The organism is Bacillus cereus group sp. BfR-BA-01383, assembly GCF_022663495.1.
GTDB classification, from domain to species: Bacteria; Bacillota; Bacilli; order Bacillales; family Bacillaceae_G; genus Bacillus_A; species Bacillus_A cereus_AU.
The window spans coordinates 1-4,832 of sequence record NZ_JAKUFP010000075.1; the positions used below are offsets into that span (position 1 = coordinate 1).

A 4,832-nucleotide genomic window follows, 5' to 3' on the forward strand; every position below is an offset into this window, starting at 1 on the left:
GTGTATTCGACTTGATACGAGAGATATAGTAGGCCTCTTTATCTTGTATATATTGAAGGTCTTTTAAATGAAAATAACCTAAATCTCGGATGCATAAATCATTCGCTGTCACAGTTGGAGCACACAGAGAGCCGTAAGTGCGATCATGTTGTTTAGACCTGTATGAATATGTAGGAACTGTCCACTTAACAAATCATACTCAAGTTGAATTTTTATCCCAGCTGTATGGCTGCATCCTCCTGCACCTGGATAAACCGATGAAAATACATCCGGGAGTTGAAATGCAGTTGAATCTAAAATACGAATGCGCTTAAAAACAGAAGTGTAGGGAGAAGAAATCGGTATAGATGCGGCCAATTTTTTGCTTAGTAGTTCGGCTAGTAGGTGTTGTAAAAGTTGGACGGCCGCCTTATTAAATCGTTGATTCAGTCCCTCAGGACTGATGAGTACTGCTGTTGATGATTCTAAACAGCTAGATAACTGAGTTAAAGAGGTCATAGCTACATTTTGGCTCACCCATACACATAAAGCTACTAAATCTTTTGCTTGGTACTTACTGGTTCGTTGTACAAAACCAACATCTCTAGCAAGATCTTGTAAGGCATTTGGAGATAAAAAACTTTGAATCTCTTGAGCAAATAGTTGTAATTCGTCAGACACAGAAACAGACATAAAAAACGCCATCCTTTCCTATGATTCTACAGAAAGAATAACGTATTTTATTCATTTTGAGGGCCACTTGATGAGCATAGGGTATCAGAAAAAACACGTTAAGATTAGTAATTACATACTATTCCATTTCATACAAAAGGAATTTGTTCATTATTAACGAAAGTGTATGTTAACTAGATGAATTCATTCATACACAGTACTACAAAAAGACATGGGAACAATCTTATACTACGATACATAATTATAATCCGTTTTAAAAACTAGTAAAATTAAGGAGCAACATTGTATGGGGAAAAAAGTACTGTTTTTTGGAGATTTCGGAATTGACGATACGATAGCTATCATATATGCGCATTTGACAGATAGAATTGATATTATAGGAATAGTTGCAGACTATGGGAACGTACCTCAAGCTGAAGTTGTTAGAAATGTTCGCTTTTTACTTAAAAGTGTAGGAAAAGAATATATAAAAGTTTTTGGTGGGGCGGAGCATTCCATGTCTTCAGAGGCTGAAACTTTTTATCCAGAAATTCACGGTAAATTTGGGTTAGGGCCTATTCAACCAGGAGTAGAGCTTCAAGCATTTGAGAATTTTTTTGAGGTTCTCACACTTATTAAGCAGTATAAAAATGAACTTATTATCGTGAATACTGGACGGCTAACTTCACTTGCAACTTTATTTCTCCTTTATGGAGATGTGATGGAATATGTACATTCTTATTATATTATGGGAGGAGCTTTTCTATATCCAGGAAATGTTACTCCCATTGCCGAAGCTAACTTTTATGGCGATCCTGTAGCGGCCAATATTGTAATGAGATACGCAAAGAATCTATCAATTTCTCCTTTGAATGTTACACAATCGGCTATCGTAACACCAGAAATGGTCAATTATATTCACTCTAAAGGAAAAACTAAGTTTTTAAAGCCTCTTTTAGACTATTACTATTATCAATTTTATCAAAAAAAAGTACCTGGAATACAAGGTAGCCCGGTTCATGATGCGCTCACTTTGATTGCGATTAATCGTGATGATATTTTTAAGTACCATCAATCAGCAGTGACGGTTAATGTACTTGATACTGTACGAGGACAAAGTATAGGAGATTTTAGATCTACTTTTGAACCAGAAACATTCGGTAATCGTCCAAAACATAGGATTGCAATACAAATGAATTATGAACAGTTTTTTAAGGAATTTATGACTGTAATGACTGGCGACCTATTTTAGTGAAAAACCTTATATATAAGGGGATGTTTTGCTATCAAGCTAAGATTTTAAAGTACCCTCTAAATGGAAATTTTGTGTTTTTATATACTTGAAATTTATTTTTATCGTTTTGGGGGTAACTTGTTTTCTTAAGTTGATGGGCATGTGGTGCTACCCCATGCCCATCAAGCTAAGATTTTAAAATATCCCCAAAACGAAAATTTTATATCTCTACAGTTATTTATGAGAATTCAGCCCATTTTTTTCGTTTTGGGGAAGAGCGTATTTCTTAACTTGATGGTGATGGGGTACAGTCCAAAAAATGTGAATTTACAACGCTAAGGAAATCACCCCATTAAAAAAGTCGATTCCTCAATGTTATAGAAAATCGACTTTTTTATTTTTTCTTGTTCAAGTAAAGCACCCGTTAGTTAAACAACAGAAGGTTTCTTAGTCAAGAACCGCTCCAATCGTATTACGGTATTAAATTACCTATCATAAGGTTCGAGCTTCAAAATAAATTCTTCAACATCCTTGCCTCTTGCGTTGGAAAAACCCTTATCTTCAGAGATGATTTTAAACCTGCATTTTTCCAATACCCTAATGGAGGCGAGGTTATCTTTAGCGGCACGAGCATAGAGCGGGCGTACCTTAATATACTCCAGAAACTCTGACAACGCTTTAGTTGCAATACCATGACCCCAATATTCCTTCCCAATCCAGTAGCTTACTTCGGGTTCGCCGAACTGTTCAAAGTTCGAGACGTGTCCAGTGACAATGCCATTGAATAATATAGTCTTAATTGTGATAGTCTCGTCAGCGATATTTTTTTTCCAATGGTCAAAAAATGCGTCCTTATCAGTGGGGTCTTTAGCTGTAAAGGCAGCCATATAGTTCGCCGTTGAATCTAGTTGTTGTTCGAAAAAGATAGGAAGATCTTCCTCTGTGATATCTCGTAGCTTCACTTCGCTTTTGCTAATGGATTCCATATAATTCACAAGCTCCTTAACATATTTTTGAATATAAATTCTTCCAAATTTAGAGAAATTCCTTCTTCAACTAACCTGCCCCTTTAGTTTAAGTACAGTTCTTCACAATCTCAATAGTGTATAGCCTATTGAGACACAATCCAATCATCTACAAAAATAGACTTCATAATGTCTCATATGGCTTGTATCAGAATGCTTATCGTTGTAAATCCGCATTTTCCTGATGCTACCCCATCGCTATCAAGCTAAGATCTTGCACTATCTATAAAGCAAAAAAGACGTTATCCTTTCTGTAGAATCATAGGAAAGGATGGCGTTTTTTATGGATCTTTCGATTCTTGACGAACTTCAACCGATTGCTGAAGAATTACAACGACATATGTCTCCTCATGTTCTAGAACACTTAGCTAAAGAAAAAGGATTCGTTCATCGAAAGAGTAAATATCAAGCAAAGGAATTAGTTGCTTTATGTGTATGGCTTAGCCAACAGGTTGCAAATACATCACTCATACAATTATGTAGCTGTCTGGAAGTATCTACAGGTGTTCTTATCAGCCCTGAAGGGCTTGACCAACGATTTAATGCTTCCGCAGTACAGTTTCTTGAACAAGTTCTAGCTAACCTTCTAACTCAAAGAATTCATTCAACACAAGAAGTAATTCATCAATACACCACGACTTTTAAGCACATTCGGATTCTAGATTCTACAACATTTCAGCTTCCAGATAAGTTTTCTTCACATTATCAAGGTTCGGGTGGAAGTAGCCATACGGCAGGAGTCAAAATTCAATTAGAGTATGACTTATTGAGTGGGAAGTTCCTGCACGATTATGTAGGAGAAGGAAGAGAAAATGATAAAACCTTTGGTTCAACAAGTCTACAAACCATTCGACCAAAAAACTTATATATAAGAGATTTAGGCTATTTTGACTTACATGACTTACAGAATATCCATGATAAAGGAGCTCACTATATCTCACGTTTGAAATTAAATTCTCGAATCTATCGTAAGAATGATAAGCCAGAGTATTTTCGAAATGGGACCCTGAAGAAAGGGTCACTCTATATTCAGTTAGATATGGAAGAACTCATGAATCAATTGTCCCCTGGTCAAACAATGGAGATTTCAGAGGCATACATTGGACAGTATCAAAAATTACCAGCTCGTGTTATTATTCATCGATTAACAAAAGAACAAACAGAGAAAAGGTTGAAGGAACAAGCCAAAAAAGAAAAGAAGAAAGGTATTACCTACAAAGAACGAAGTAAACGGTTGAGTGGGATCAACGTGTATATTACGAATCTTTCTACAGAAAATGTTCCAACGGAACATATCCATGACTTGTATTCATTACGCTGGGAAATTGAAATTTTGTTCAAAACATGGAAATCTTTTTTTCAAATTGACAGGTGCAAAGAAATTAAGAAAGAACGCTTAGAATGCCATTTATATGGGCAACTCATTAGTATTTTACTCTGTTCATCGACGATGTTTAAAATGCGTCAGTTACTCTTAGATAAGAAAAAGAAAGAGCTAAGTGAATACAAATCCATATATATGATAAAGAATTATTATCTATTGTTTTATGAGGGACTACAGAAGGGTATCCATGAATTATTAAAAATTTTATCATTTTAGCCAAGAAGACTCCTTCCTCAAGGAACGCGAAGTGAGTAGGTGGGAGATGAATTGGCTTCGGACAAGGGATGGCAGGAAGCCATCTTAATTGTTCGACATACATAAACTGTTACTTAACTACCTATCGAATGTATGTTTGTTGTATAATAGACGCATATAGAAATGGAGGTGAAATGAATGATGATCAATAAAGCATATAAATTTCGTATCTATCCAAATAAAGCACAAGCAACCCTAATCAATAAAACGATTGGCTGTTCTCGTTTTGTATTCAATCATTTCCTATCTCTATGGGATAATGCATACAAAGAAACAGGAAAAG

At 35.6% G+C, this 4,832-nt stretch carries 3 protein-coding genes and 2 pseudogenes; 3 read left to right on the top strand and 2 right to left on the bottom strand.

Annotation, left to right across the window (positions count from 1 at the left end; genetic code table 11):
* Positions 1–672, bottom strand: a pseudogene (locus tag MR065_RS26775) (IS4 family transposase); the annotation flags it as partial.
* Positions 673–958: 286 nt separating this feature from the next.
* Between MR065_RS26775 and MR065_RS26780 the strand changes: the two are divergent.
* Positions 959–1,903 carry a nucleoside hydrolase gene (locus MR065_RS26780; protein ID WP_242215711.1) on the top strand — a complete coding sequence of 315 codons (945 nt, stop codon included), beginning with the start codon at positions 959–961 and terminating at the stop codon, positions 1,901–1,903.
* A 467-nt stretch (positions 1,904–2,370) separates the two neighbouring features.
* Here MR065_RS26780 and MR065_RS26785 read toward each other — a convergent pair whose 3' ends face one another.
* Entirely contained in the window at positions 2,371–2,871 is a 501-nt protein-coding gene (locus MR065_RS26785; protein WP_242215712.1) for a GNAT family N-acetyltransferase, read from the bottom strand.
* A 322-nt stretch (positions 2,872–3,193) separates the two neighbouring features.
* On the opposite strand from MR065_RS26785, the pseudogene MR065_RS26790 reads away from it, so the two are divergent.
* Together MR065_RS26790 and MR065_RS26795 are read left to right on the top strand one after the other, a co-directional pair.
* Positions 3,194–4,501, top strand: a pseudogene (locus MR065_RS26790) (IS4 family transposase); the annotation flags it as partial.
* A 186-nt stretch (positions 4,502–4,687) separates the two neighbouring features.
* Positions 4,688–4,832 (top strand): helix-turn-helix domain-containing protein (locus MR065_RS26795; RefSeq protein ID WP_242215713.1); only part of this gene is annotated, 145 nt, incomplete at its 3' end.

What these genes read in the sequence shown, in the direction of transcription:
- MR065_RS26780 (WP_242215711.1), top strand. Translation starts at nt 959, where the DNA reads ATGGGGAAAAAAGTACTGTTTTTTGGAGATTTCGGAATTGACGATACG.
- MR065_RS26785 (WP_242215712.1), bottom strand. Translation starts at nt 2,871, where the DNA reads ATGGAATCCATTAGCAAAAGCGAAGTGAAGCTACGAGATATCACAGAG.